We start from the raw sequence: 25,970 nt of genomic DNA on the forward strand, positions 1-25,970 counted from the left end.
TTATTTTACGACACTCCCTTAAGTAGAAATCCTGACCTTGGACTTGCAAAGCTACTTATCGGGTTTAACTTTGGTACTCAAACCATTACCTTTTCGTCATGAAACAAAAACTTGGATTTACGGCCCTTGCCCTGATGCTCTGGATGGCATTCAGCGGTTTTTCGATCAAACCCAAAACCGTTGCTCAGATGACGACGGAGTGGCAGCGTGCCAAAGAGTTTACGAAGGAATACCTGGACGCCATGCCGGAAGATGGGATGGGCTACAAACCGACACCGGAAATCCGGAGCTTTGCGGAACAGATGCTGCACTTAACCGCAGCAAACTACAACTTCACGGCGGCAGCGACCGGGAAAGCCAACCCGATGCAGGGAAAAAAGCTGGAAGCCATGGATGAGTTGAAAACGAAAGCCGCGCTGACGAAAGCCGTCATGGAGAGCTACGATTTTGTGCTGAATGGCATCAAAGGACTGAGCGATGCACAACTGGCCGAAAATGTGAAGATGGGAGCGCGCGAAATGTCCCGCGAAACCGTGTTTGCCAAAGCTTTCGAGCACCAGACGCACCACCGTGGACAGGCCACGATCTACATCCGGATGAAGGGGATCAAACCGCCGAATGAGAAGCTGTTTTAGAGTGATGAGTTAAGAGTTAGGAATTAAGAGTTGGCTCCGCAGGATTAGTATGCGTCAGCAACTCTTAATTCCTAACTCTTAACTCATCACTTTTTCGCCACCGCAATTTGCAACTCATCCAACTGCCCCTGGGCAATAACGGATGGAGAATCGATCATGACGTCGCGGCCCGAGTTGTTTTTGGGGAAAGCGATGAAATCGCGGATGGAATCGGCACCCCCGAAAATGGAGCAAAGCCGGTCGAAGCCGAACGCAATACCGCCGTGGGGGGGAGCACCAAATTCGAACGCATCCAGCAGAAAACCGAACTGTGCCTTGGCCTCTTCGGGCGAGAAACCGAGCAGATCGAACATGCGTGACTGCAAATCGCGCTGAAAAATCCGGATGGAACCGCCACCAACTTCGGTGCCGTTGATCACCATGTCGTAGGCATTGGCCCGCACGGCACCGGGATCGGTTTCCAGCAATTGAATATCTTCCGGTTTGGGCGATGTGAACGGGTGGTGCATCGCAAACCAGCGTTTTTCTTCTTCGCCGTATTCCAGCAACGGAAAATCCAATACCCACAACGCACTGAACGTGTTGGGATCGCGCAAGCCCAGGCGGTTGCCCATTTCCAGTCGGAGTTCGCTCAGTTGTTTGCGGGCCTTGTTGGTTTCGCCCGACATAATCAGCAGCAGATCACCCGGTTCGGCCTGGAACTGAACCACCCAATGTTTCAGATCTTCTTCCGAATAAAACTTGTCGACCGACGATTTGACCGTTCCGTCTTCGTTATACCGCACATAAATCAGTCCTTTTCCACCGATCTGCGGACGTTTGATAAAGTCGGTCAGTTCGTCCATCTGCTTGCGCGTGTAGTGGGCGCAGCCTTTGGCGTTGATCCCGATCACGATTTCCGCCGAATCGAACACAACAAAGTTTTTTCCCGACGTCAGATCCACCGTATCGAAAGCTCCTTTCAGTTCGACGAACGGCATGCCGAAACGCGTATCCGGTTTGTCGGAACCATACAGCCGCATGGCTTCGGCGTAGGTCATCCGGGGTACTTCGTCCAGCCCGATTCCTTTTACGGTTTCAAACAGGTGCCGAACCAGTCCCTCGAACATCTGAAGAATGTCTTCCTGTTCGATGAACGACATCTCGCAGTCAATTTGCGTGAATTCCGGCTGGCGGTCGGCGCGTAGGTCTTCATCACGGAAACACTTGACAATCTGGTAATATCGGTCGAAACCCGACACCATCAGCAGTTGCTTGAAGGTCTGGGGCGACTGCGGCAGGGCGTAGAATTCACCGGGATTCATGCGGCTGGGCACCACAAAATCGCGGGCACCTTCCGGCGTCGATTTGATCAAAACCGGTGTTTCGACTTCGATAAAATCCTGGCCGTCCATATAAATCCGCGTTTGCTGTGCCATTTTATGACGCAGTTCGAGGTTCTTCCGGACGGGATTCCGGCGCAAATCGAGGTAGCGGTATTTCATCCGCAGGTCGTCGCCCCCGTCGGTTTCGTCTTCAATCAAAAACGGCGGCAGTTTGGCAGGGTTCAATATTTCCAGCTTTTCCAGCCGGATTTCGATGTCGCCCGTTGGCAGATTGGGGTTCTTCGATTTGCGCTCGATCACTTCGCCGGTGGCTTTCAGAACGAATTCGCGGCCCAGCGTCCGAACCATCGCAATGGTTTCCGGGTCGGTTTTGCCTTCTTCGAGCAACAATTGGGTTAGGCCGTAGCGGTCGCGCAAGTCGATCCAGATCAGACCGCCCTTGTCGCGAATGCGCTGCACCCAGCCGCAAAGAATAACCTGTTTAGTAACGTGTTCGATGCGGATTTCTCCGCAGGTATGAGTACGTAGCATACTGCTAAAATGGTTCAATAAGCCGCAAAGGTAGCCAAAGTATATCCGCCTATCAAGCTGATGGTAAAATCGATTACAACACTTCTGAATACAACTTCCAATACTGCTGGGCTGCCCGTTCCCAGCTAAACCGGGCGGCTTGCTGGCGGAGCCGGTCGGCGCGGAAGGGATTGGCGCGGAAATCGTTCAGGCCGTCAAAAATGGTTTCCGCCATCGACTCCGGTTCTTCCGAATCGAAATAATAGGCATCTTTCCCGCCGATTTCGGGCAGGCTCGTGCGTCGCGACAGGAAAACCGGTTTGCCATAGCTCATAGCCTCGACCACCGGCAAGCCAAATCCCTCGGAAAGCGACGGAAACAAAAAGGCGTCGCAAGCCTGATACAAGCCGTTTTTGGTCGCTTCGTCAACGGCACCGGTCACAATCAGCCGATCCGCAATCTCCAGTTGCTGAGCCTGTTGCCGCAGGTGGGTAGCATACGGATGACCGTCGGGCCCGGTCAGCACCAGCCGCCATTCCGGGAAGGCTTCAAGCAGCGGCAGGAGCGTGTGCAGGTTTTTCCGGGGATGAATGACGCCGACAAACAGAAAATACGGATTCTGGATGGGGAGCGGTTGGGTAGCTGACTGATTGATCGAGTCGCTAGGAGCTGAATACCCGTTGTGGATGACCGACAGCGGAATGTTGGGCAATTTGAGGTGCTGGCGGACGACCGAAGCCGTATACTCCGAGATCGTGGTTAGGGCCGAGGCCCGGTCGATTTTACGCTGTAGAACCGCCAGTTTACGGGCTTTTTTTGCGTCGTCATAATCCGGTCGTTCCAGAAAATTAAGATCGTGAATTGTGAGAATCAGGCGGTTTTTTTTCGAAGCGGGCAGAAACCGGGAATCCTGGTGCATACAATGCCAAACGTCGTAGCGGCCCGGCGAATACCATTTCCGCCACCAGGTTGCCGTTTGGTAAGCTACATCCGGTCCGAAAATGCCCTGCCGCCCTTCCGGAACCAGAAACGTGAGTTGGACAGAATCGGGTCGCTGCCGCACCAGTTCCAGGCCCAGTTGCAGGCAGAACTGCCCCAAACCGCTGTTTAAATCCCGCAGACGTTCGGTATCGATGAATAGAGTCATGTGTTAAATTAGTTTCCCAAACCGCACCTGCCGGACAAACCGGGCCATGGAGTCGGTTCCGCGAATGTCCAGTCGTTGCCATTCAAACCGGTTGTTCACCGGGAAACGGTTTAGGCGGTTTCCGATCCGGAAAGCGAGTTGGATGCCCGCCTGTTGCATCGCATCCTGCATGGCCCGTTTTGTTGCCGGGTCTTTCGGTCGCCCACCGTAGGGATACGCGAAGGCCCGAACGTACGGTATTCCCAGCGCATCGAAAGCCGTTATGTTTTGCGTCAAGTCTACCTGTATGTCGCTGATAGCAAGGTTTTTATAGTTTAGGTGCTGGTGTGAATGCAAGGCCAGTTCGAAGGTGGGAGCCAACTGTTTAAGCTGTTCAGTGCTCATCAGGGGTTCGGTGCAGCCGTCCCACTGATTGCACTGGCCGACAAAAGACGTGGGTACAAACAGCACGGCTGTCAGTTTCAGGCGTTGCAAAACCGGCAGCGCGTACGTCAGGTTATTGACATACGCATCATCGAAGGTAATCAAAACCGGTTGGGCGGGTAACGGCTGTTTCTGATCAACCGAAGCCACAAGCTGTTTCAGCGTAATGGGTCGGTAGTTGTGGTCGATCAGCCACTGCAACCGCTGTTCGAACTGTTGAACCGAAACCGTTAGCGAATCCTGGCGTTCAGGGTCAATTTTGTGGAACATTAACACAGGCAAAGCGTTCGAACTGCGGAAAAAATACCACAGTATACCCACCAGCAGAAGACTGGCAACCAGTCCGATCATAAATATTTTATGGTTTTCACGGATCAAAAATCACGATAATTTGCGTTATAAAACAAATTACTGACCAATTGTCCGCTTATTTCCGCCTTATCGCTTATTATCAGCCATAATGACGCTAAATACGGCCTGATCGAGTTAGGTACGTAATTTGTTTACTAAACAGTATACAACCAACCAGTACGATTATGAAACCGATAGAAAACACGCTGAAGGGAATGGGTGGGCAATTCGATTTGCTGAATACTCTGTATGGCGGATCGAGCATGACCCGTATGGAAACCGAGCAGGAGCCAGACCGCTTGCTGATCAAATTGTCGGCTCCCGGCGTTGGTCCGGACGCGTTCAACGTTCTGATCGATGGCAAAAAACTGGTTCTATATACCTTGCTCCAACAAAAAAATCCTGTAGAAGGCCAGAGTCTGGCGGTACCGATGTTTTTAAGGGTACTGGATATTCCGGACTTTGTCGACGCGGAACACATTGAAGCGGTTCAGGAGCAGGGTCATGTGGTGATCAATCTGCCGTTTAAGGATGGGCAGCACTTTCAACGAAAAGTAGAAATCCAGAATTTGTTTTGATAATAACCAGAGCGTGAATACACCCGGCGGTCAATCTAACATTGACCGCTTTTTTTATACCGACCCGCGAATAAAATCTTCCAGCGCGTTCAAATGGTCGGTAAAGGCCTGGCGGCCGGCGGGGGTGGCGGTGTAGGTGGTATTGGGCTTTCGGCCCACAAACTGCTTTTTCACGGAGACATAGCCCTGCTCTTCCAGCGCCCGCAGGTGCGTCGCCAGATTCCCGTCGGTCATGTCGAGCAGTTCTTTGAGAGAATTGAAACTCAGGGTTTCATTCACAATCAAAACCGACATGATGCCTAACCGGGCCTTACTTTCAAAAGCTTTATTAAAGCCTATCAGGAACTCCATCAGCGCTTCAGTTCGTCTCGTTCATACTTGAGATACATCACGGTGCCGTACACAATGTGCAGGATACCAAACCCAACCGCCCACGTCAGCAACGAATACCCCGTCCAGAACAAAGCCACCAGACCCAGCAGAATTTCGGACAAACCGAGGTATTCCACATCGCGGACGGTGTATTTACTGCCACTGTAGAGCGCCATGCCGTAAAAAATAAGGGTGGTCGGAAACGTCAGCCAGATCAGGTTAAACCGGATCAGGGCCAGACAAAAAATACCGCCCGTGACCAGCGGAACGGCCAGCGCCCAAAGCAGCCGCTTCGAAATGCTGTTCCAGACGCCATTGCCTTGTCGGCGGGCTTTGCGAACGGTGAAAAATATTCCGAGTAGCAAGGCCGCTACCAGCACCAGGGCGCCGTCGAGGATCAGGAAATCAACCATATCCTGGCGATCCGGGCCATTGAGCCGGGTGATGCGCTCGTAGCTCATCAGGGTCAGGTTGTTGTTATGCAGCCGGACGTAGGCGGCACCGGCACCGATGAGGGCTACGACACCCGCCGAAATGCCCGATAAACCGCTCAACGACAGGAATTTCGAGGAGCGTTCCATCAGGCTCCGAATCTCCGTCAGGGTCTGTAAATGCTCGTGTGAATCGGACATTGTTAACTAAGTAAGATGGTTAGGATGGTTTTATGGTTATAATGGTTGGGATGGTTGTATGGTTGAGAATGGTTGAAATGGTTTTTAGGGTCAGGGACGGTTTTCGTGGTTTGAGTACTGGATAAGTCGCCATTTAACCATAAAACCGTCCTTAACCATAAAACCATTCACTCCAATTCATCATTTTTATCAATTTAGTGCCAAAAATCAAGATACCTACTACAATCGCCACAATTACTACCAGCAACACGGCGCCCGCCGAGAGGTCCTTGACGGTTTTGATCAGCGGGTGATGGTCGGGCGAAACCACATCGGCGAGTTTTTCAAGGGCCGTATTGAACGCTTCGGCCGCCAGCACCAGACCCACCTGCGTAAGTACCAACGCCCATTCGACGCGATCCAACCGGAGCCAGATTCCGGCGACAACGACGGCCATTGCCGCTAATAAGTGAATTTTGGCGTTATTTTCAAACCGGAACAGGGCGACGATGCCCTCGGCGGCAAACCGAAAGCTTCGCAAATTCTTCCGAACATCAATCCAGCGGCTCATGCGTTCGGCGTTGAACGTACTGGGTGAAGCCCGTATAGAGCGTCACCAACGCAAATGTATACGAAAGTGTGAGTTTCAGTGCAAACGGATTGATTAAGCTTTTACCGATCAGTTGGGCCAATTCCAGCGGATTGGTGAATAAATCCCAGCTATTCAGGCGGATATACCGTCCGAGATAAACGCCAAAACTGGTCAGTAGCAGACACCCGATCATGACTACCCACGTCTGCGTTCGACCCAGTCGCTCGCTGAGCATCCGGTGTACCAGCAGTTGGGAATACAGGCCCGCGAGCAAACCCGTGAGGGCGCACATGAAAATCATCATCGTATCGAACCACACGGTTTCTTCCGAAACATGGCGGACGTGGAACAGATCGGTGATGATGTAGGGGGAGTTGGGCAGGAACAGCAGCCAGAAGATCAGACCCGGCCAGAGCGTCCACTTCGGCAACTGACGGTCTTCCAGCCCTTCGCGCAGAAACAGGGCAACAGAGAGGGGAATCCAGGCCAGAAACAGATTCCAGCTCAACATCTTGAAGAACCAGTAGTTCTGGCGGAACACCACCATGGCGATGCTCATGACGGACAACATGATCAACATGCGCAGACCTTCGCCGGAGCGGTAAACGGAAAGTAGTTTGCTCAACATACCATGAAAGAACTTTGAACTACAAAGTAGCACATTGAAGTGATGCGGGGCAAGGGAATGGGGGAAAATATTTAGGAATGGAGGATTTTTTCGATTTGCTGCCTGAACCAGCTGGTTTGAACCAGCCGCTTTTTATCGAGGTTGAAAGCGGTCAAAATGGCTCTGTTGAATTGAACTTTCATATCGAAGTACTTGTAAAAACGCTCGAACTCATCACTTTTAAAATCATCAATGATAAAATCGATCGATTTGTCCTTCAGCTTCTCATCGGTTTTAAATTCTTCATAAGTCTGTCGGGACGAATGTAAAGTGGCTATGATGTGGTATTTGCGTTCATTTTTCTGGCGGATAATTTCCAGAATATATTCTTCTCGGCTAAAACCGGCCGGATTAACTTCCGCTAGGTTATCAGGATGATACAGGTAGTTTTCAAAGTCGTAATACCGAAGAATATGATGATTGGGGTATGACTTGCCGATTCGCTCAATTTCTGAGTCGGAAAGAAAATCCCGATCTCTGATGGAATGATACCGGGCGTCGCGTTTGATATGCATAAACACATCCCGGGCGTCTTTTACCCCGACAAAAACCGTCTCTGGTAATACTAGTAGATTGTAGTATTCATCATTCTGATTCTCACAAACGACCAATCGTTTCCCCAGCATTAACTCAAATAAAATCTCTTTCGGAACCGCAATGTCGTAAACATCTAATCGCTCTTTTGATTGTGGGAGTAGAACTTGTGGCTGGTCAAAATCCAGATCATCGAAATCGATAATTACGCCGTTCTCATACTGCCGGGTGTAATCGATGAAGCCGAGAGAATGGGATGACGTCCAAAGCTGGCAATGGTCAGGAATCCAGTTTTCGGTCAGTTCTTTCAGCAAGTTGAACTGCAATTTCGTATGCAGGTGTAAATCAATTTCATCGAAAAAATAAACCGTATCGGTAAACTGATCCCGGCGGACTAACAAATTGAACAGGATATTAACTACTTCTTTTTCACCGGCACTGAGGTAATTATAATGGATTTCAGACTCGCCTTTTTTGAAGGTTATTTGGGCTATTTTGCCTTCAAGTGGAGGAATGATTTCAAGTAACGACAATTTTGTATTCTGTTGTAATCCAAAGATATTATCCAGTGCCCTGTTAATAGGATCAATGTAGGTCTTTGTTATTTGCTCGCCCGAAGCTTTTTCACGGAAAATCTCTTTTAATATTCGTTCTGAAATTTTTTCAATATCATTTTCGAAACGATCGTCTCTATCGACGAAAAAACGTGGCCGGTCAGAATCTTCCTCAAAATTTACGGTATCTATTTGACCTAACTGAGTCCGTTTAAGTCTTGGTATTTGCCGAAAACTGGTTCTACCGTAAAAATTATTAGCAGTAACCGTATCCTTGATGGTAGAGATTCGAATACGACCATAGGGAGATGAACTGTCTGATGATATGGATTCGGCTATCATGCCACTGGCAAGCATGATTTCTAAATTGAAACTGCCATGATCGGTATTTTTTGTATAATAGGTTGAATCATTTTTTTCAAACTTAGAATGTCTGCTTTCGCTGTTAACATACTCAAACGCATCAAAAACCGACGATTTTCCTGATCCATTTGATCCAATTAATAACACTAGTTTCGCATCAGCCGGAATCCCGTCGATGGTCAGGTCGGTAAATCGTTTGAAATTGGTCAGGTGTAATTTGGTAATCTGCATATGCCGGAGAAAAGGAAACCGTAATTTCCAAAGGAACCAAAAAACCGCCAAACCCTCCCAACCTCTTCGTAACTTTGTCAAAAATAATCCCGATGCAAACCAACCTGAATCAACAACTGGAAACGATGCCTGTCCGGCGGCAGGAACAATTGCTGGCTTTCGACCGTCTGCTGACCATCATGGACGAACTGCGCGAACAATGCCCCTGGGATCGCAAACAAACGATGGACACGCTCCGGCACCTCACGATTGAAGAAACCTACGAACTTTCCGACGCCATTCTGGAGAAAGACCTGCCCGAAATCCGGAAAGAACTGGGCGATGTGATGCTGCACCTGGTTTTTTACGCCCGAATCGCTTCGGAGCCGCAAGCCGGGGCAACGTTCGACATCGGCGATGTTCTGAACAGTGTGTCCGATAAGCTGATTTCCCGCCATCCGCACATTTATGGTGACGCCAACGGCAACACCGTCGTGGCCGACACGGAGGAGAAGGTGAAGCAGAACTGGGAGCAACTGAAGCTGAAAGAAGGCAATAAATCGGTGTTGTCGGGGGTTCCGGGCTCGCTGCCGGCTCTGGTGAAAGCCATGCGGATTCAGGAAAAAGCGCGGGGAGCCGGTTTTGACTGGGAGGAAAAGCAGCAGGTTTGGGAAAAAGTGGAGGAAGAAATGCAGGAGTTCAAGGACGAGTTTAATGCCGAAACCGACGAGATCATCGACCGCGACCGCGCCGAAAAGGAATTTGGCGATGTGCTATTTTCGCTGGTCAACTACGCCCGCTTCATCGACATCAACCCCGAAACCGCGCTGGAACGCACCAATAAAAAGTTCATCAAACGCTTTCAATACCTCGAAGAACAGGCTCGTAGCAACGGCCAACACCTGAAAGATATGACGCTGGAAGAAATGGAAGTGTATTGGCAGGAAGCCAAACAGTTTACTTGAAGTTTACGGAAATAAGTATATATTTTACTTAAAAAGTGACATTTGTCAACTTTAAAATTATTATAGAAGAAGGGCATTACTTTCTTCAAAACCGTACGTCTTAGAGTAATTAGTAGTCGTGTAGTCGAATCACTAAACGCTCTGTGCTATGAAATACGGTTATCTACTTTTTGCCGGGCTCGTGGCCCTGGTAAATGGAACGTCCTCCTTTGCTCAGGATTTGGATTTCAATACGACAGCACCACTGTATCCACCTAGCGCAACTTCGCATTCTTACGTAGCTATCGGGACACCAGCAGTAAATGTAGATATTAGTGTAAGTGAGGGATATACTACTTCTTTACCTGCTCCTCAAAAAGCTTCTACAGGTTTATATTCTCCAAACTTAGATTTTGACAATCCGAATGAAACCAAAAGCTATAGGTTCACCTTTGGTGATCCCGTTACAGGCTTAGAGTTTTCGCTAATTGCTCTTCAATACAGAATAACTACAATCCTTGATCACAGCTATCAGGATAAAGTTACCATACTTGCTACGGATGAATTCGGGAATCCAGTCATGCCGGTTATTCCTGCTGGAACCGGGTATAGCGTGATTGGGAACGAAGTCCTCGCAACCTCGGCGACGGCGTCCAATGTCAATAAAGTTCAATTTCCAACAAAAGTTAAAATTGTAACTATTATATATGGTAACGGTCCTTTAGCCGGTTCAAATCCAAACTCGCAGGGTTTCACGATTGGTGACATGGACTGGTCCGGCGTCGTCTTGCCGGTCGAACTTTCCTATTTCCGGGCCAAATCCATCGGTAGTGTTGTTCAGCTTACGTGGGAAACTACTTCGGAGCAAAATGCCCGCTATTTCTCCGTTGAACATAGTTTAAACGTATCTGAATTTGCACCCATTGGCCGGGTGATGGCCAGCGGTGATGCGACCCGCCGACAGTTTTACTCCTTTGTGGATGATCAGTCGCACCAGACGACCAATTATTACCGCTTGCAGCAGGTCGACAGAGACGGTTCGACGCACTATTCCAAAATCATCGCCGTTCGGCACGACAACCGCCTGCCGGATCTTGCCGTTTATCCCAATCCGTCCGACGGTCACTCCATTGGCTTGCAATGCAATGAACTCGATCCGGCCACCTTGCAATTGACCGACCTGACCGGTCAAAAAATAGCCTTTCGACTGGAGGAACACAATACTGGTCAGATGACGCTACTACCTCAAAAACCGCTAAAAACCGGGGTGTACATCCTGCACGCACCGGGCCTGAAAGCCGTGCGTCTGCTGGTTCAGTAACCAATCAGTACAATCCAATTCATTTCTCACGCTCTTTAAGACACCACACCATGCGACATTTTTTACGATTGATCAGTCTGGCAATTTTTATTTTCCTCGCGCCGAAACCGGTATTGGCACAAACTATTTATTCCCAGGATTTTACGTCTGGGCTGGGCGGGTGGGCGCCAAGCAGCGCAACGGCTATCGTTGTGAATTCCACTTCCTCAAGCGATACTTACACCACGCCATTTACCGCTTCGGGAGGAAATAACTTGGTTTTTGGCTCCTGCGGAGGCAGTATGGAACAAACGGTCACGTCCACAGCCATTAGTACCGTAGGTCAAACCAGCATTATGGTTGGATTTGGACGCAGAAAAACGAACGCGTTTTCGCTACCGGTCGCTTTTGAATTTAGCATCGATGGCGGCACGAATTGGACGAGCATTTCTTCCAATGTTACGATTCCTGCATCCACTACCTGGGGTGCTTCCGTTTTCAATTTGCCAGCCTCTGCCGAAAACCAAGCCAATCTGACGTTTCGTTTCCGGTATACGCCCCCGGCTGGCGCATCCTGTGCGACCGCTTTCCGAATTGACGACTTTACCGTCAGTGGGAACAGTACGTTACCAGTCGAATTAGCCTACTTCAGAGGCACAGCAGAACGCAACGGCAATCAGCTTTCGTGGGAAACCGTTTGGGAGCGGGGAGCCAGTCATTTTGTGATCGAACGCAGTACTGATGCCAAAGAGTTTGGTGCGATCGGGCAGGTGACAGCCGTTGGTAATGCCACCAGCAAGCGGTTGTACACGTTTACCGATGGCGAACCCCTCGCCGGAACGAGCTACTACCGGCTTCAGCAGGTCGACAGCGATGGGGCATCGCAGGTCTCCAAAATGGTCTTTGTCAGCCGTTCCGACGCGTTGTTCGTGGTTTGCGATAATCCGACGCCCGGAGACGAAATCCGGCTAAACGTTTCCAACGTCGATCCGGCCAGTTTGCAGTTCCTATCTACCACCGGCCAGTTCCTTTCGTTTCAGTTGATTCAGTTGTCCGCAACCGATTGGCGGGTTCGTCCGGCTGTTCGGTTACAACCGGGTTTGTATCTGCTTCGTGCCGGACAACAGAACCAGCAACGGACCGTTCGGGTTCTGGTTCGATAAAACCGTCGTTAGGAAAACCGGTAGCAAAACAGTCAGCATCTGGGCGACCTTGCTGATTTTTGTTTTCCGTACTCCCTTTTCTTTTTACTTTGCAGAATGAGTGAGAAACGCTGGCTATACCGACCGGTTCCGGAGTCACCGGAAGAGTTACTGGCGGTTGAAAATTTGACTCGCGAGCTGAAAGTAAATCCGTTTATGGCCATGTTGCTGGTCCAACGGGGAGTGCATACTTTTGACCAGGCCCGCACCTATTTCCGCCCCGAACTTCTGCATCTTCATGACCCTTTTCTGATGAAGGACATGGACAAAGCGGTTCAGCGGTTGCAGATGGCGATGGTGAGGGAGGAAAAAATTCTGGTGTACGGTGATTATGACGTGGACGGAACGACCTCGGTGGCGTTGTTCTACGGCTTTATGAAAACCCTTTATCCTCATCTGGATTATTACATTCCCGATCGGTATAAAGAAGGCTACGGTATTTCGTCGCAGGGCATCGAGTGGGCGGCCGAAAACGGTTTTTCGCTGATTGTCAGCCTCGATTGCGGCATCAAATCCGTCGATCGGGTGGACGAAGCCTTGGAAAAAGACATTGAGTTTATCATCTGCGATCACCACCGCCCCGGTGCCGAACTGCCCCGGGCTGCGGCCGTGCTCGACCCCAAGCGTTCCGATTGCGAGTATCCCTACAAGGAACTGACCGGCTGTGGCGTTGGCTTCAAATTGCTCCAGGCCTTGTGTGTGTTCAAAGGAATTCCGCTGGATCGTTTGTTTGATTATCTGGACTTGCTGGCGATTAGCATCGCGTCGGACATTGTGCCGATTGTGGGCGAAAACCGGGTTCTGGCGTATTACGGGCTGAAAAAACTGAATGCGTCTCCCGGTTTTGGCCTCCAGGCACTCATCAAAGTGGCCGGGTTTAGCTCCGAACTGGACATTACCAATGTGGTGTTCGGACTGGGTCCCCGGATCAATGCCGCCGGTCGGATCAAGCACGCCAAAGCCGCCGTCCAGTTGTTGCTGGCCGAAACCGAGGAAGAAGCCACCGACTTCGCGTTTGCCATTAATGAACACAACAACAGCCGCCGGCAATATGACTCCAGCATTACCGAACAGGCACTGGCGATGATTCAGGGCGACGAATGGCTGCTGAACGCGAAAAGTACCGTGCTTTTTAACAATACCTGGCACAAAGGGGTCATTGGCATCGTGGCATCGCGCTGCATTGAAAAATACCACCGGCCCACTATTATTTTGACGGAATCGCACAACCGGGCGGCTGGCTCGGCGCGGTCGGTGCCGGGATTCGATGTCTACGAAGCCATTGAAGAATGTTCCGACCTGCTCGAACAATTTGGCGGCCATACCTTTGCGGCCGGTTTGACGCTCAAGCTGGAGAACATCAAAGCGTTTCAGCAGAAGTTTGAGGAAGTCGTGACCCGGCGCATTCAGGCTGAGCAACTGGTTCCGATGATTGAAATCGATTTGCCGCTTGATTTTGACGCCATCGACCAGAAATTTTACAACGTTCTGAAACAAATGTCGCCTTTTGGGCCGCAAAATATGGCCCCGGTTTTTTCAACCAGCGAGGTGTTTCTGGTGGGAGAACCGTATATCATGAAGGAAAAGCACCTGAAAATGACCGTGCAGCAAGCCGGTTCATACCAGCGGTTTACGGCCATCGGCTTTAACATGGCCCACCACGCCCTGTTTCTCCGACGCGACCAGCCCTTTTCCATTTGTTACCAGATAGAAGAGAATAATTATAACGGGAACAAATCGTTGCAGTTATATTTGAAAGATATTAAGGCGACCGTGGGCGTTGAGCAATAGACAACATCAGTCGTTGGGAAAACCGGCGACAAGCGGAGCACGAAAACCATGATTCTTCGAACCGAAAATTTAGTTAAAAAATACGGCTCCCGGCTGGTCAACGACCGCGTTACCTACCAGGTCGAACAGGGCGAAATCGTTGGGTTGCTCGGCCCCAACGGTGCGGGGAAAACCACCTCGTTTTACATGGCGGTGGGATTGATCAAGCCGAATAGCGGCAAAGTGTACCTGGACGATCAGGACATCACGAACCTCCCGATGTACAAGCGTGCCCGGCTGGGAATTGGCTATCTGGCGCAGGAAGCCTCGATTTTCCGGGATTTAACGGTCGAAGAAAACGTGCTGGCCGTGCTGGAAATGACCGATCTGTCGCGGCAGGCGCAAAAAGACAAAGTGGAGCAGTTGCTGGAAGAATTCAGCCTGACGCACGTTCGCAAAAACAAGGGGAAAGTATTGTCGGGCGGTGAACGTCGGCGCACAGAGATTGCCCGGAGTCTGGCCGTCGACCCCAAATTTATTCTGCTGGACGAACCGTTCGCCGGGGTGGATCCCATTGCCGTTGAGGATATTCAGAGTATTGTCGCCCAACTCAAACACCGGAACATCGGCATTCTGATCACCGACCACAACGTCAACGAGACGCTCTCGATTACTGACCGGGCGTATCTGCTGTTCGAAGGGAAAATCCTGAAACAGGGAACGGCCGAGGATCTGGCGAACGATGAGCAGGTTCGAAGGGTGTATCTGGGGCAGAATTTCGAGTTGAAACGGAAGATTTGAAAAGGGTTGCTACGCAGAGTTTACCTGAGAAAATCAGGGTTTATCTGAGAAAAAGACTCTGCGTAACTCTGATGTTCTCTGATAAACTCTGTGTAACAACTTCCTTAACTCAGCACCTCCCGCAGCACCGATAGAGACTTGATTTCTCCCAAACCGTCGATGTGGATCTGATAAAACGCCACCAGGGCGTCCAGTAACTCGGCGCGGGTTGATCGGGAGATTTTGATGGGCGTGGCCAGTGGCTGGCGCAGGAAGTGATTCAGGGCTTTTTCGGCCGCATCGTCGGGCAAAAAGGGGTATTTCTGTTCCTGCAACTGGCCTTCAAACTCACGGGCGCTGGCCGGGCCAAACCCCAGAAAAGACGCTAGTTTCAGCAAAAAAGAAAGGTGAAAGTTCTCGTAGTCGGCTTCCACTTCTTCCAGGTAAAGAATACTGTCCACTAAAAAATAATACAAAGCCGGGTTGCTGGCTTCTTCTTTCAGCGTTTTGGTCAACATTTCGCTGACAAACAACGCCATGCTGGATTTGGCAATGTCGAACGGAATGTGCTGAAACGGAAAATTGACCTTCACCTCCGAAAGCCGGTGCAAATCTTTGCCGGGTTTGTAATAAACTACCATATCCAGCAAGGTCAAGGGCTGAAAAAACGCGATCCGGTTGGTTTTGCTCTTGGCCGACCGCACCCCGTTGACGAGGTAGCTGTGTAACCCAAATTCCTCCGTGTAGATGCGGACAATAATCGACGTTTCGCGGTAGCGAAAATAACTCAGAACGATGCCTCGGGTTTTGTGGAGCATTTTTTCAGTAAAAAGTTCTCAGCCGGTACTGGGTGTGGAAGGAGAGAAGGACCGGTTGAGTGCTGCTAATTCCATCCTAAATTAATGCCTTTTGCGCGATTTTCCATTCGAAATTTCTTAAAATCCTCCGTAAAAATGTCCATTTTTGCGGTCTTTAAGTCAACACTCAATTCCTTGATCCTTCATGAAACTGTACCGCACCCGCCAGGGCATCGTAGTTGAAGATAACCGCACCGACGGACCATCCCGCTTTCACCGCGCGCCGAGCGACGACTGGGATTACCTCGTTAATCAGGACGACCTGTTCAATTTTCTTCAGCAGGAGATCCCTTCCACGACCGCTTCCGACGAATACCGTGTCTGGACCGAAACCCAATTGTTACCGCCGATCAACCAGCAGGAAATCTGGGCGTCGGGCGTAACCTATCTCAAAAGCCGCAATGCCCGCATGGAAGAGTCGAAAGATGCCGGGGGCGGTGATTTTTACGAACGCGTTTACGACGCCGAACGGCCCGAATTGTTTTTTAAATCCACAGCCGCGCGGGCGGTTGGGTCGGGCGATGCGGTTCGCATTCGGAAAGACTCGACCTGGAACGTGCCGGAGCCGGAACTGACGCTTTTCATTACCTCGAACGGAAAAATCGTGGGCTACACGGTTGGTAACGACATGAGTTCCCGGAGCATCGAGGGCGAAAACCCGCTGTATTTGCCCCAGGCCAAAACCTACGACGGCGCGGCTGCCATCGGACCGTGTCTCTACGTTCCGGAAGCGCCGATTTCGCCCGAAACCCTGATCAAAATTGAAATCCGGCGCGACGGAAAGGCGGTTTTTGACGAAAGCATTGCCATCAACCGCATGAAACGCCAGCACACGGAACTGGTTTCATTCCTTTATCGTGAAACTACTTTCCCCCACGGGTGTTATTTAATGACCGGCACCGGCATTGTCCCCGGCGATGATTTTACGCTGGCAGTGGGTGACGAAGTCCACATTACGATTGAAGGAATTGGTACGTTAATCAATACGGTACAAAATTAGCAGCATGACTTTTCAAGCCATTAATCCGGCCACCGGCGAAGCATTAGACGGGGCCTTCAGTGAATCCACGAGTCAGGAAGTTGACCAGGCCTGCCAGTTGGCAGCCGCAGCGTTCCCGGTTTACCGCAAACTCTCCGGCGAAGCCAAAGCGCAGTTTCTGGAACGCATTGCCGACGAAATCATGGCCCTGGGGCCGGAACTGCTCGAACGCGCCAACCTCGAAACCGCCCTACCGCTGCCCCGCCTGACGGGAGAACGCGGTCGGACCACCGGCCAGTTGCGGTTGTTTGCGCAGTATCTCCGCGAAGGTTCGTGGGTGGATGCCCGCATCGATACCGCCCTGCCCGACCGTCAACCGCTGCCCCGGCCCGACTTGCGGCAGATGCTGATCCCGCTCGGACCGGTCGGTATTTTTGGCGCGAGCAACTTTCCGCTGGCGTTTTCGGTGGCGGGTGGCGACACCACCTCGGCCCTGGCGTCCGGTTGTCCGGTGGTTGTGAAGGCCCATCCGGCACACCCCGGCACCTCGGAACTGGTGGGTCAGGCCATTCGGAAAGCGGTAGAAGCCAGCGGATTGCCGGAAGGCGTTTTTCAGATGGTTCAGGGTACGGGTATCGACGTGGGAATGGCCATTGTGTTGCACCCGCAGATCAAAGCCATTGGGTTTACGGGTTCGTTTCGGGGTGGGAAAGCGATTTATGATGCCGCCGTCCGCCGTCCGGAACCCATTCCGGTTTATTCCGAAATGGGCAGTACGAATCCGGTATTTTTCCTGCCCGCCATTCTGAAACAGAAAGGTTTGGATCTGGCAAAAGCCTACGTCGATTCGGTTACGCTGGGGGTCGGGCAGTTCTGTACCAATCCCGGTTTAGCCATTGTCAAACAATCGGATGGGGGAGATGCCTTTGTGAGTCAGGCCCGGTTGGCCATGTCGCAGACGCAGCCGACGCCGATGCTGACGAAAGGAATTTATCAGGCGTATACGGCCGGCATCGAAAAGCTGAACTCGTTTTCGCGGGTTCTCATCGCCAGTAAATCCGAAACCGTAGTCGATGGTTTTGCGGCTGCCCAGCCGACGCTTCTATCAACAACCGCCGATGTGTTGCTGGAGAATCCGGAACTAACGGAAGAGGTATTTGGACCCAGCAGCTTGCTGGTAACGGCGGATACAAAAGAAGAAATGCTGGCCGTAGCGCAGGGGCTGGAAGGCCACCTGACGGCAACGGTCTACGGAACGCCCGAAGAATTGCTGGAATACGCTGATTTACTGGAAATTCTGGAGCAGAAAGTGGGACGTTTGCTGATCAACGGTTTTCCGACCGGGGTAGAAGTGAGCCACGCCATGAACCACGGCGGCCCGTATCCCGCCACCACCGACGTTCGCTCGACCTCGGTGGGTACGAACGCGATCCGGCGGTTTGCACGTCCGGTTTGTTACCAGAACTTCCCGGATGCGTTATTGCCTGATGCACTGAAAGCCGATAACCCGCTGGCGATCTTCCGATTGGTGGATGGAGAGTGGAAAAAATAAAAGTTGTTTCGCAGAGTTAAGCGGAGGACATCAGAGGTACGCAGAGTTTTTTTCTCTGATTAACTCTGATGTCCTCCGCTTAACTCTGCGAAACAACTTTCAGTGTCTCAAACTGCCGCCCTAAAACCGCCTGATCATCCACTTTCAGCCAGTCACGCAGGAGCGTCGCGTAGATACTGCGGAAATCGACTGTATATTTCAAATCCCCTTCATCCAGGTTCGTCAGGTTCGGTGCTTCATTGAAAACCCGGCCCGGGATGAGTCCTCCGCCAATCAGAAACAGGTTGTTGGCCGTGCCGTGGTCGGTGCCGTTGCTGGCGTTCTGCTTCACCCGGCGACCAAATTCCGAGAAGGTCATCAACAGCACGTCGTTTAGCTTTCCGTTGGTTTTCAAGTCTTTGGTAAAAGCCGCTACGGCTTCGGCATACTGACGCAACAGCCGTTCCTGCTGCCCCGGCTGATTGATGTGCGTATCAAATCCCGAAATGGAAATGTAATAGACGTTCGTGTTGACGCCCGACGTAATCAGTTCCGAGACGGTTTTGAGCCGGTTGCCCAACTCGCTTGCTGGGTAAACGGTTTTCGTGTGGGTAGCTTTCGACTTGTCGTAAATAACTTCAGCCGACGAAGCGGTCTCGGCCAGGGTTTTATACAAATACGAAACGTTCGGGTGCGAGGCTACTACCTCCGCAGCGGGCTTTATGTTGGAAAGCTCGGCTACCAAACCGCTGCGGGTCTGGTTGTATAGTTTCTTCGGGTCGAGCAATGCCAAACCGTTCAGATCCTGGCCTTTCAGAGCCAGACTCAGCGTATCATCCACCTCGATCGCCCGGTGCGCCATGCAGTCGTTCCCCTGGCAGTTGGCGTCCAGATAGCGTCCTAACCAGCCCGTTGTCAGGTATTTATCCGAATCGCTGGCGGTTTGCCAGATGTCCATCGAGCGAAAGTGGGAACGGTCGGGGTTCGGATAGCCGACGTTGTTGACCACCGTTACCAAACCGTCATCGTAAAGACCTTTCAATGCTTCGAGTGCCGGATTGAAACCGATTTCGTCGTTCAGTTTCAACACTTTTTCCGGCGCGATAGCAATCGTTGGCCGTTCGCGGTAATAAAGGTCATTGCGGAAAGGTACGACGGTATTCAGCCCATCGTTGCCGCCCGACAACTGAACGATCACCAGCGTTTTGCCCACAGGCTGGTTCAATCCCAGATGCTTGCTTTCGTACGCTTTCAGGAAGCTGGGAATCAGCATGGTTCCTACTGTGGCAAAGGCCGACTGTTTGAAAAAATTCCGACGGTGCATGGGTTGAATGGTTTTTTAATAGTTGAATGGTTTGGATGGTTAAAAATGGTTAGATGGTTAAAATGGTTGGTAGTAATTTTTAACCATCAAACCATTTGTAGCCATCTAACACAATTGATATTCAGGTAAGGAGAGCAGCAGGGTTGTTAAGGTTCGGATTTGTTCACTGCGCGGGGCTTCTTTTTTTACTTTTGTCAAGAGTAAATTCCGTTGCGAAGGACTCAGGGGTTGCGGCAAAAAATACAAAGCCAGTTCGTCTAACAAGTGTTCCTCGTTGCCTTTCTGGAAGGCTTTTTCGAAGGTCGGCCAGTCGATGGAAGAAGCAAACAGGCGGTTTACTTTTCGGGCGAGCAGGGCCGTATTCACGTCACCATCGTCTTTGGGTTTGATCGTCACTTCACCGGCTTTTAGCACCAGATCGGGGAGTTTCATCCGGAACAGCAGGCTCGAACTGTCGATCCAGTTGCGCCCGCCCGGCCAGCCAGCCACGTTCGGCGGATAGAGCAAAACCTGCCCCAACGTGCGCTGAACGTATAAAATCGGCTGTTTCTGTTCAAAATGGATTCCCAGACTGTGCTGCATTCCAGCCAGCAATTCCACCGGGGACTTGATGCGCCCCCCGATGTGTTTCGGCTCATAAAACCAGTCGCTCGTGAAAATCGTCTTCAGCAAACCGGCTGTGTCGTAGCCGCTCCGGTAAAACTGGTCGGCCAGTTGACTGATCCGTTGCTGATCTGCCGAATCCGTAGCGATTTCATCGGTAACCAGAAACCGGTAGAGTTTGGTCGTCACGAAAGTGGCGGTTTCTTTCCGTTCCAGCAGGAGTTTGATGATGTCGTCGCCCTGGAAATTTCCGGTTTTTCCGAACACGGTTTTTTCGCCCTCGTCGTGAACATTCCGGCGGAAAACAAACTCGCCCTGTGGATTGTATCCCCAGCCGGTGAAAGCCCGGGCCGCTTCTTTGATGTCGTGTTCAGTATAGTTGGCGCGACCGAGCGTAAACAATTCCATCACCTCGCGGGCAAAATTTTCGTTGGGTGCGTTCTTGCGATTTTGCTGGTTGTTCAGGAATTGCAGCATGGCCGGGGATTTTGAAACCGCCATCAGCAAATCGCCGAAATTGCCCAGTGCCTGCTCGCGAATGAGGTTCGTATACTGCTGCACCATTCGGACGTTATTCTGGTTGCGGCAAGCAAAATGACCGTGCCAGAACAGCGCCATTTTTTCTCGCAACGCACCCCGGCCCGAGGCCATTTGTTCCACCCACAGCACATTCAGGTCGCGGATGGATTCCCGGTTTTCGCGGATGCGGTTTTTCAGCATTTCCCGGTCGAGCGTGCCTTCTTTGAACCGGTTTTTCAACTCTTTTTTGTCAGGCTGATCGTCGGCCGAAACCGTCAGGGACGTAAACGGTACACTGTCGGTGAACAACTGGCTCACTACGTTTCGCAGCGGCTGGCGATCAGCCTCCCGCAGTTGGGCCGGGGTTGCGCCAAAACCCGCCCGCCAGAAGAGATGACGCTTGTTGACTCGCTCCTTCATAAATCCGTATTTCGGGTTTGGACAAATCAAACGACCAGAAGTTTAGTCTTTAGCGGTTTTAGTTACAAACCAAAAGATCATACCCGCTGGTTGCGGTTTTATGGGAATATACTAAAAGTTTCTGACCGCCCGAGCTTGTTGGAATGTACTACATATCTTTTTTTATAATACCTTAGATTTTCAAAAGGCACACCAACACGTGCGTAAAAAATGGAAAAAGTAGAATCTTCGCTGGGGATGTTGCCCATTATTTCAACCTCCATGGCAGATCAGGTTGAACTGCGGCTTCGTGAATACATAGCCAACAAAGCCTTCAAACCCGGCGACGCAATTCCGAAGGAAATTGAACTGGCCGAAGCGCTGGGTGTCAGCCGGAATGTGGTGCGCGAAGCCCTGAGCCGCTTTCGGATGCTGGGCATCATCGAAACCAAAAAACGGAGGGGGATGATCCTGGCTCAGCCCGACATCCTGAGCGGATTGGAGCGGATGATGCAGCCGCACATGCTGGGTGCCGACACCCGCAAGCAGATTTTTGAGTTCCGGCTGGTGCTGGAAGTGGGGCAGGCGGCTTTGCTGTTTGCCCGCAAAACCGAGGAAGGCATTCAGAAACTTCAGGAGGTGGTGAAGCGGGAAAGTCAGGTGAGTTCCATACCGGAAAAGGTCGAATGCGAAATCGCATTTCACTCCACCTTGTATGAAATGGCCGGGAATGAAACCATCAAACGGTTTCAGACGATGCTTATGCCGGTTTTCGAATACGTAGTTGAATACGAAACCAGCCACCAGTTTCACGCCGTCGGTTCCGTCACGCACCAGGACCTGATTAACATCCTGAAAACCGGCACACCAGCCGAATTTGCCAGTGGAATGCTGAAGCATCTGGAACCGCATTTTGTGCTGCTCTCCTGAAAAATTGTACTTCCAGTATACGGGATACGCTTTTCTGTTGTTTATTTAAAATAAATCTAAATTAAGTTGTTAGGTACGCGATCAGGGTTTTTCTTTGCCACTATTAATAACAAGTCTAGTTAATAATAGTCTGGAAGCCTATCCTGTAACTTAATGACAAAATATTTATTCTTCGCACTCTTCAGTTTAACCTGCTCACTCGCCTGGGCGCAGAAGGCCCAGATTCGCGGCAAAATCGGGGAAAAAGACAATACCGTATCGGTGAGTTATGGCTCACTACAACTTTTCGAAAAGGGCGTTTTCATAAAAGGGGTGATTGCCGGTGAGAACGGAGATTATCTTTTTGATAAACTGAGCAAAGGGTCTTATACCTTGAAAGCGAGCGGCATCGGCTACGAAAGCCGGGAACAGGGACCTATCGTTATCGAACGCGATAATCAGGTGATCAGTCTGAACATGGATCTGCTGCCCGCCGTATCACAACTTTCGGAAGTTGTGGTAAAAGGTGAGATTGGTGTGACCAGAATCGAACCGGGCAAGATCGTTTATCAGGCAGCGGATTTGCCGATTGCCAAAGGATCTTCGGTGGGGGATATGTTGCGGCTGATGCCATCGGTTGCGATGGGAGGCCCTCCGGGGGTGCCCCGCGACATTCGCTACCGGGGCCTGGAAAAATCGTATACGCTGGTGCTGATCGACGGAAAAAATGCGGGGATTACGGGGAATAACCGGGAAGTTGTGCTGAACCAGATTCCGGTTTCGGCCATTGAACGCATCGAGATTATTGCCAGTCCGGGCGCTCAATACGATGGCGACGGCATGAACGGGGTCGTCAACATCATTCTCAAGAAAAATTCGCGGTATGGGACCCATGGGCAGGCGATGGTCGGCATCAACAGCCTGGGCGGTTACAATGCTTCGTTGCAGGCTTCTCACAAATTTGGCAAAGGTGAGTTTTACGGGGCGTATGATCGCAACGAAGTGCTGCTCACCGGGGATAATTCCATGACAGAAACCAACCGGGTGACGGTGTTGAAAAATGGGGAGGTGACGGGTTATCAGGACATTTTTTCCAAAGAAAGCCGGAAAATAACGAGTGATAACATCAAACTGGGAACCCGCTGGGATTTGTGGAAAGGCGCCGATCTGAAAGCCGAATACGTGAGAGGATGGCAGCGGGAGCTTAAAATCAAAACCCAGGATACCAAAGTATTGAAAGCCGACCGCTCCTTTTCGAGCCGCACCCTGCGGACGGAAGATCAGACGGAAGACTGGAGTTTCAACGAATACATCCTCAATTTTTCGCAGAAACTATCGCCCAAAAGCCGGTTGACGGTTTCGTATAACCACGTCGATGGCGATTATCCCAAACCCAAATACCAGACCGATCAGAAGTTGAACGGTGAGGGGTTGCCGTCCGATGCCAAACCGGCTAAAACCAATACGTATGAGAATAATTACGACCGGAATGATTTCGTTCAGGCCGATTATTCACTGCATACCAATCACATTGTAAGCTGGAACGCCGGTTTAAAATACAGCAGCCGCGTCCGCGAAAACATTCAACTGGTCGACAAGTTCGACTACGCTAAAAACCAGTTTCTTCGGACCCAGAGCCCGGCCAATAACTTTACGAGTTCCGAAAAAATCATGGCCGGTTATGTGCAGTCGGCCATTACCAAAGGCCGGTTGCGGAGCGTGATCGGCGTTCGGGCGGAGTATACCGATTTTCACAACCAGACGCTCGAACAGAGTTATTCCACCCACGGCAATTATTTTATTCCGCTGCCCAGTGCGTCGTTTATCTTCAATCTGGATACGACACAATTCATCAAATTTTCGGTGGATCGGAAAATCCGGCGGGCCAGTTTTAAGGACCTGAGTCCGTTTGTCGATAGCTCGGATGTGGCTAAAATCAAAACCGGCAACCCGTTGTTGCGGCCGGAAAAAGCCTGGGGTTTTGAACTTGGCTACATGAAAACCGCAGCAAAATGGAATGTGGGCGTGAACCTTTTCCGACGCCAGATCGACGGCCTGATCCAGAAAGTGTTGTATGATGTGTCGCCGGGCGTAGTACTCGAAAAACCGGACAATTTCAATGCTGCTTACATTCAGGGCGTCGAGTTGATTGCAGCCGTTAAACCGTTATCGTTCTGGAGTATCAACGGAAGTTATTCCCGGTTCGACTCCCAGTTAAAAGACGAAAACCAGGGTGGGGGAGACGCCATCAAAGACCAGTTTGACTGGTGCGCCAAGCTGATTTCGGACGTGACGATCGGACGCAACACCTTTTTTCAGGTGGCCTGGAACGGCATTGGCCCCAAGGTTTCCAGCCAGAAAGAAGAAAAGACACTGGCGTATTGGGATGCCAGTTTATCCCGGTATTTTGTTCAGAAAAAAGTGGTGTTGAGCGTCCGCGTGATGGATGTATTCAACACGAACAACAAGCAGACCATCGAGTATACGACCGCCCAGACCAGCGAGAAAATCCAGGATATTCCGGGCCGTCAGGTTTTCCTTAATCTTTCGTACAGCTTCTGATATGAAAACAACAGGTTCGTTCAAACGGCTAAGCGGTCAACTCCACCTGTGGCTTGGGCTGGCGTCGGGGATCGTGGTTTTTGTGGTGAGCATTACCGGTTGCCTTTTCGTTTTTGAAGAAGAAATCCGGAACATTACCCAAAAGGAATTTCGCTTTGTCGAACCGCAGAACCGCCCCAAACTCTCGCTGGCGCAGGCAACGGCGATGGTGACGCAACGGTTTCCCGACCAGAAAATCGAGCAGATCCGCTTGTTTTCAGCCGCCGACCGAACCATCATTGCCCGGCTGGTCGATAAAAATGCCGTGAGCAAAAAGAAACAGGGCAAAGAGGATGAGGAAGAATATGAAGGAAAGAGAACCGTCGTTTCACTGAATCCGTATACCGGCGCGGTGCTGGGACCGTGGAATATGGATCAGGATTTTTTGCACACGGTTGAAAAAATGCACAAGACCCTGTTGCTCGGAGAAGTTGGCAAATGGATTATCAAGGTAAACATCGTGATCTTCCTGGTCATGCTGATTTCGGGGCTGGTGCTGTGGTTTCCACGGAAGAAAAATCAGGTTAAAACTGCTTTTACGCTGAAATTCGATGCCAAATGGCAGCGGATCAATTACGATTTCCACAACGTTCTCGGTTTTTACTTCGTCTTTCCGCTCTTGCTGATCACTCTCACGGGAATCTGGTGGGCCATAAAACCGTCGCAGAAACTGGTGTATGCGGTTTTGGGCGATACCAGAAAAGAGATGAAAAAGCCGGTTTCCGTCGTTCAGCCGGGGCGAGCGTTCAGTCCGGTGCAGGCTTTCGAAACCGTCGCGCCCCATCATCCCGGCTGGAACGAAGCACACATCAATTTTGCCAAACATTCAAAAGATGCGGTCAAGGTCAATCTGCGGTATCCGTACGAGATCGTTAAAAAACAGAACGTGTTCGAATTTGATCAATATTCCGGGAAGCTGCTGAAATCGGAGCTGTTCATTAACTATTCGGCCGCCGACAATGTGAAACATGCCAACCGGGATCTGCACACCGGCCAGGCTTTTGGCTTGTTTGGCAAGATTTTGATGTTTCTGGCCAGCCTGTTTTCGGCCACCCTGCCCTGGTCCGGTTTCCTGATCTGGTATCAGAAAAAATACAAAAAACCGGTAGCCCGGCCCCGGAGGGTTCCCGTTCCGGCCAGTCAGGAAGTGAAGCGAAAACCAGTTTATCAACCCCGCGTTCCGGTGAAAGCGTGACAAATCTTTGGGAAATTGCCCCAGAAACGGCCGAGAGGCCGTTTTTTTGCGTTTAAACCGGTTGCTTCCAAGCCCATTATCCGGATTGCGGGACCCGGTATGGCTCGTTCACTACCCGCTATGAGTTACCGTTGAAAGCCTGAATCGGGCGGTTCTACCTTTGTTGTGTTCAATCAGTCACACAC

General features: G+C 50.9%; 23 protein-coding genes. 12 read left to right on the plus strand and 11 right to left on the minus strand.

What is annotated here, in order from left to right:
* Positions 1 to 98 precede the first annotated feature (98 nt).
* A complete protein-coding gene (locus tag ACS5NO_RS05235) occupies positions 99 to 635 on the plus strand; it encodes a DinB family protein (protein ID WP_439414163.1) in 537 nt (178 codons plus the stop codon).
* 86 nt (positions 636 to 721) lie between these two features.
* Here ACS5NO_RS05235 and aspS read toward each other — a convergent pair whose 3' ends face one another.
* The 3 genes from aspS to ACS5NO_RS05250 form a co-directional block, all read right to left on the minus strand.
* Positions 722 to 2,491 (minus strand): aspartate--tRNA ligase, encoded by a 1,770-nt coding sequence (aspS, locus tag ACS5NO_RS05240; RefSeq protein ID WP_439414164.1) that lies wholly within the window; start codon positions 2,489 to 2,491, stop codon positions 722 to 724.
* Positions 2,492 to 2,564: 73 nt separating this feature from the next.
* Positions 2,565 to 3,617: a glycosyltransferase family 4 protein gene (locus tag ACS5NO_RS05245; protein WP_439414165.1), complete on the minus strand. Its 1,053-nt coding sequence runs from the start codon at positions 3,615 to 3,617 to the stop codon at positions 2,565 to 2,567.
* Between the two features lie 3 nt (positions 3,618 to 3,620).
* Positions 3,621 to 4,391: a polysaccharide deacetylase family protein gene (locus ACS5NO_RS05250; protein WP_439414166.1), complete on the minus strand. Its 771-nt coding sequence runs from the start codon at positions 4,389 to 4,391 to the stop codon at positions 3,621 to 3,623.
* A gap of 185 nt (positions 4,392 to 4,576) precedes the next feature.
* Between ACS5NO_RS05250 and ACS5NO_RS05255 the strand changes: the two genes are divergently transcribed.
* Positions 4,577 to 4,969, plus strand: coding sequence for an Hsp20/alpha crystallin family protein (locus ACS5NO_RS05255; protein ID WP_421829487.1), 393 nt, complete (start codon positions 4,577 to 4,579; stop codon positions 4,967 to 4,969).
* 54 nt (positions 4,970 to 5,023) lie between these two features.
* Here the strand turns inward: ACS5NO_RS05255 and ACS5NO_RS05260 are convergent, their stop codons facing one another.
* The 5 genes from ACS5NO_RS05260 to ACS5NO_RS05280 all read right to left on the minus strand — a co-directional run bounded on the left by ACS5NO_RS05260 (position 5,024) and on the right by ACS5NO_RS05280 (position 8,893).
* The gene (locus tag ACS5NO_RS05260) at positions 5,024 to 5,320 is read right to left on the minus strand and encodes a winged helix-turn-helix domain-containing protein (RefSeq protein ID WP_114403911.1); all 297 of its coding nucleotides are present in this window, start codon (positions 5,318 to 5,320) and stop codon (positions 5,024 to 5,026) included.
* Entirely contained in the window at positions 5,320 to 5,973 is a 654-nt protein-coding gene (locus ACS5NO_RS05265) for a hypothetical protein (protein ID WP_439414167.1), read from the minus strand. The genes ACS5NO_RS05260 and ACS5NO_RS05265 overlap by 1 nt, the downstream gene beginning before the upstream one ends.
* Before the next feature lie 151 nt (positions 5,974 to 6,124).
* Positions 6,125 to 6,523 carry a diacylglycerol kinase family protein gene (locus tag ACS5NO_RS05270; protein WP_439414168.1) on the minus strand — a complete coding sequence of 133 codons (399 nt, stop codon included), beginning with the start codon at positions 6,521 to 6,523 and terminating at the stop codon, positions 6,125 to 6,127.
* Positions 6,507 to 7,172: a DUF1361 domain-containing protein gene (locus tag ACS5NO_RS05275; RefSeq protein WP_439414169.1), complete on the minus strand. Its 666-nt coding sequence runs from the start codon at positions 7,170 to 7,172 to the stop codon at positions 6,507 to 6,509. Before ACS5NO_RS05275 ends, ACS5NO_RS05270 begins: the two co-directional genes overlap by 17 nt.
* Positions 7,173 to 7,243: 71 nt before the next feature.
* Positions 7,244 to 8,893, minus strand: coding sequence for an AAA family ATPase (locus ACS5NO_RS05280; protein WP_439414170.1), 1,650 nt, complete (start codon positions 8,891 to 8,893; stop codon positions 7,244 to 7,246).
* A gap of 92 nt (positions 8,894 to 8,985) precedes the next feature.
* Here ACS5NO_RS05280 and mazG point away from each other — a divergent pair, with 92 nt between their 5' ends.
* The 5 genes from mazG (at position 8,986) to lptB (ending at position 14,889) form a co-directional block, all read left to right on the plus strand.
* Complete coding sequence (gene mazG / locus ACS5NO_RS05285; protein WP_439414571.1) at positions 8,986 to 9,837, plus strand: nucleoside triphosphate pyrophosphohydrolase; 852 nt, start codon at positions 8,986 to 8,988, stop codon at positions 9,835 to 9,837.
* A 745-nt stretch (positions 9,838 to 10,582) separates the two neighbouring features.
* Complete coding sequence (locus tag ACS5NO_RS05290) at positions 10,583 to 11,137, plus strand: T9SS type A sorting domain-containing protein (RefSeq protein WP_439414171.1); 555 nt, start codon at positions 10,583 to 10,585, stop codon at positions 11,135 to 11,137.
* A gap of 50 nt (positions 11,138 to 11,187) precedes the next feature.
* A complete protein-coding gene (locus tag ACS5NO_RS05295) occupies positions 11,188 to 12,279 on the plus strand; it encodes a hypothetical protein (protein WP_439414172.1) in 1,092 nt (363 codons plus the stop codon).
* Between the two features lie 96 nt (positions 12,280 to 12,375).
* Positions 12,376 to 14,109, plus strand: a complete 1,734-nt coding sequence (gene recJ, locus ACS5NO_RS05300) for a single-stranded-DNA-specific exonuclease RecJ (protein ID WP_439414173.1) — start codon at positions 12,376 to 12,378, stop codon at positions 14,107 to 14,109.
* Positions 14,110 to 14,157: 48 nt separating this feature from the next.
* A complete protein-coding gene (gene lptB, locus ACS5NO_RS05305) occupies positions 14,158 to 14,889 on the plus strand; it encodes an LPS export ABC transporter ATP-binding protein (RefSeq protein ID WP_138989576.1) in 732 nt (243 codons plus the stop codon).
* Between the two features lie 104 nt (positions 14,890 to 14,993).
* Here the strand turns inward: lptB and recO are convergent, their stop codons facing one another.
* Positions 14,994 to 15,686, minus strand: a complete 693-nt coding sequence (gene recO, locus ACS5NO_RS05310; protein ID WP_439414174.1) for a DNA repair protein RecO — start codon at positions 15,684 to 15,686, stop codon at positions 14,994 to 14,996.
* A gap of 184 nt (positions 15,687 to 15,870) precedes the next feature.
* On the opposite strand from recO, the gene ACS5NO_RS05315 reads away from it, so the two are divergent.
* Positions 15,871 to 16,725: a fumarylacetoacetate hydrolase family protein gene (locus tag ACS5NO_RS05315; protein WP_439414175.1), complete on the plus strand. Its 855-nt coding sequence runs from the start codon at positions 15,871 to 15,873 to the stop codon at positions 16,723 to 16,725.
* Between the two features lie 4 nt (positions 16,726 to 16,729).
* The gene (locus ACS5NO_RS05320; protein WP_150876012.1) at positions 16,730 to 18,256 is read left to right on the plus strand and encodes an aldehyde dehydrogenase (NADP(+)); all 1,527 of its coding nucleotides are present in this window, start codon (positions 16,730 to 16,732) and stop codon (positions 18,254 to 18,256) included.
* 79 nt (positions 18,257 to 18,335) lie between these two features.
* Here the strand turns inward: ACS5NO_RS05320 and ACS5NO_RS05325 are convergent, their stop codons facing one another.
* Both ACS5NO_RS05325 and ACS5NO_RS05330 read right to left on the minus strand, forming a co-directional pair.
* Positions 18,336 to 19,559 carry a DUF1501 domain-containing protein gene (locus ACS5NO_RS05325; protein ID WP_439414176.1) on the minus strand — a complete coding sequence of 408 codons (1,224 nt, stop codon included), beginning with the start codon at positions 19,557 to 19,559 and terminating at the stop codon, positions 18,336 to 18,338.
* A gap of 105 nt (positions 19,560 to 19,664) precedes the next feature.
* The gene (locus ACS5NO_RS05330; protein ID WP_439414177.1) at positions 19,665 to 21,101 is read right to left on the minus strand and encodes a DUF1800 domain-containing protein; all 1,437 of its coding nucleotides are present in this window, start codon (positions 21,099 to 21,101) and stop codon (positions 19,665 to 19,667) included.
* Positions 21,102 to 21,311: 210 nt separating this feature from the next.
* On the opposite strand from ACS5NO_RS05330, the gene ACS5NO_RS05335 reads away from it, so the two are divergent.
* From ACS5NO_RS05335 to ACS5NO_RS05345, 3 genes are all read left to right on the plus strand, one after another.
* Complete coding sequence (locus tag ACS5NO_RS05335; protein WP_114403897.1) at positions 21,312 to 22,010, plus strand: FadR/GntR family transcriptional regulator; 699 nt, start codon at positions 21,312 to 21,314, stop codon at positions 22,008 to 22,010.
* Positions 22,011 to 22,163: 153 nt separating this feature from the next.
* Positions 22,164 to 24,551, plus strand: coding sequence for a TonB-dependent receptor (locus ACS5NO_RS05340; RefSeq protein WP_439414178.1), 2,388 nt, complete (start codon positions 22,164 to 22,166; stop codon positions 24,549 to 24,551).
* A 1-nt stretch (position 24,552) separates the two neighbouring features.
* A complete protein-coding gene (locus ACS5NO_RS05345) occupies positions 24,553 to 25,785 on the plus strand; it encodes a PepSY-associated TM helix domain-containing protein (protein ID WP_439414179.1) in 1,233 nt (410 codons plus the stop codon).
* Positions 25,786 to 25,970: the final 185 nt, after the last annotated feature.

The organism is Larkinella fluvii (assembly GCF_051857545.1).
Classification (GTDB): domain Bacteria; phylum Bacteroidota; class Bacteroidia; order Cytophagales; family Spirosomataceae; genus Larkinella.

Coding starts and splice junctions, on each gene's coding strand:
- ACS5NO_RS05235 (WP_439414163.1), top strand. CDS start 99: ATGAAACAAAAACTTGGATTTACGGCCCTTGCCCTGATGCTCTGGATG.
- aspS (WP_439414164.1), bottom strand. CDS start 2,491: ATGCTACGTACTCATACCTGCGGAGAAATCCGCATCGAACACGTTACT.
- ACS5NO_RS05245 (WP_439414165.1), bottom strand. CDS start 3,617: ATGACTCTATTCATCGATACCGAACGTCTGCGGGATTTAAACAGCGGT.
- ACS5NO_RS05250 (WP_439414166.1), bottom strand. CDS start 4,391: ATGATCGGACTGGTTGCCAGTCTTCTGCTGGTGGGTATACTGTGGTAT.
- ACS5NO_RS05255 (WP_421829487.1), top strand. CDS start 4,577: ATGAAACCGATAGAAAACACGCTGAAGGGAATGGGTGGGCAATTCGAT.
- ACS5NO_RS05260 (WP_114403911.1), bottom strand. CDS start 5,320: ATGGAGTTCCTGATAGGCTTTAATAAAGCTTTTGAAAGTAAGGCCCGG.
- ACS5NO_RS05265 (WP_439414167.1), bottom strand. CDS start 5,973: ATGTCCGATTCACACGAGCATTTACAGACCCTGACGGAGATTCGGAGC.
- ACS5NO_RS05270 (WP_439414168.1), bottom strand. CDS start 6,523: ATGAGCCGCTGGATTGATGTTCGGAAGAATTTGCGAAGCTTTCGGTTT.
- ACS5NO_RS05275 (WP_439414169.1), bottom strand. CDS start 7,172: ATGTTGAGCAAACTACTTTCCGTTTACCGCTCCGGCGAAGGTCTGCGC.
- ACS5NO_RS05280 (WP_439414170.1), bottom strand. CDS start 8,893: ATGCAGATTACCAAATTACACCTGACCAATTTCAAACGATTTACCGAC.
- mazG (WP_439414571.1), top strand. CDS start 8,986: ATGCAAACCAACCTGAATCAACAACTGGAAACGATGCCTGTCCGGCGG.
- ACS5NO_RS05290 (WP_439414171.1), top strand. CDS start 10,583: ATGGACTGGTCCGGCGTCGTCTTGCCGGTCGAACTTTCCTATTTCCGG.
- ACS5NO_RS05295 (WP_439414172.1), top strand. CDS start 11,188: ATGCGACATTTTTTACGATTGATCAGTCTGGCAATTTTTATTTTCCTC.
- recJ (WP_439414173.1), top strand. CDS start 12,376: ATGAGTGAGAAACGCTGGCTATACCGACCGGTTCCGGAGTCACCGGAA.
- lptB (WP_138989576.1), top strand. CDS start 14,158: ATGATTCTTCGAACCGAAAATTTAGTTAAAAAATACGGCTCCCGGCTG.
- recO (WP_439414174.1), bottom strand. CDS start 15,686: ATGCTCCACAAAACCCGAGGCATCGTTCTGAGTTATTTTCGCTACCGC.
- ACS5NO_RS05315 (WP_439414175.1), top strand. CDS start 15,871: ATGAAACTGTACCGCACCCGCCAGGGCATCGTAGTTGAAGATAACCGC.
- ACS5NO_RS05320 (WP_150876012.1), top strand. CDS start 16,730: ATGACTTTTCAAGCCATTAATCCGGCCACCGGCGAAGCATTAGACGGG.
- ACS5NO_RS05325 (WP_439414176.1), bottom strand. CDS start 19,559: ATGCACCGTCGGAATTTTTTCAAACAGTCGGCCTTTGCCACAGTAGGA.
- ACS5NO_RS05330 (WP_439414177.1), bottom strand. CDS start 21,101: ATGAAGGAGCGAGTCAACAAGCGTCATCTCTTCTGGCGGGCGGGTTTT.
- ACS5NO_RS05335 (WP_114403897.1), top strand. CDS start 21,312: ATGGAAAAAGTAGAATCTTCGCTGGGGATGTTGCCCATTATTTCAACC.
- ACS5NO_RS05340 (WP_439414178.1), top strand. CDS start 22,164: ATGACAAAATATTTATTCTTCGCACTCTTCAGTTTAACCTGCTCACTC.
- ACS5NO_RS05345 (WP_439414179.1), top strand. CDS start 24,553: ATGAAAACAACAGGTTCGTTCAAACGGCTAAGCGGTCAACTCCACCTG.